The sequence below is a fragment of the Roseicella aerolata genome, assembly GCF_020523605.1.
Lineage (GTDB): Bacteria > Pseudomonadota > Alphaproteobacteria > Acetobacterales > Acetobacteraceae > Paracraurococcus > Paracraurococcus aerolatus.
On sequence record NZ_JAJAQI010000190.1, the window covers coordinates 1 to 575 of the forward strand.

Here is a 575-nt window from a genome sequence, read left to right on the forward strand (position 1 = left end):
TCTTACTGTGTCAAAGCTTTCCGGTCTTCCTATATGTGGGGGATGGTAGAGAGGCAGACAAGGCGGCCGAGGACGGGCGAGGCGCGGTTCGCGGCCTATCTGGGGGCGATCACGGCGGGGCTCGGGGATGTGCGCCGCGCCGCCTCGGCGCGGGCCTACTGCACGGGCCTGCTGCTGCCGGGGGAGCGCAAAAGCGTCGAGCCGATGGCGGCCCGGATCGAGCCGGCCCGCGTGCAGGCCAAACATCAGTCCCTGCACCATGTGGTCGCCAAGGCCGCATGGGACGATGCGGCGCTGCTGCGGGCGGTGCGCGAGCAGGTGCTGCCGGCGATCGAGCGGCACGGACTGGTGCGCTACTGGATCGTGGATGACACTGGCTTCCCGAAGCAGGGCACGCACTCGGTCGGAGTGGCGCGGCAGTACTGCGGGCAGCTCGGCAAGCAGGACAACTGTCAGGTGGCGGTGAGCCTGTCGGTGGCCAACGACCAGGCCAGCCTGCCGATCGCCTACCGGCTCTACCTGCCGGAGGCCTGGGCCGCGGATCCGGTGCGGCGGGCCAAGGCGGAGGTGCCGGA

General features: G+C 70.3%; 1 protein-coding gene. It reads left to right on the plus strand.

The window, feature by feature from the left end:
- Window positions 1-42 precede the first annotated feature (42 nt).
- Window positions 43-575 (plus strand): IS701 family transposase (locus LHA35_RS28505; protein WP_226615296.1); only part of this gene is annotated, 533 nt, incomplete at its 3' end.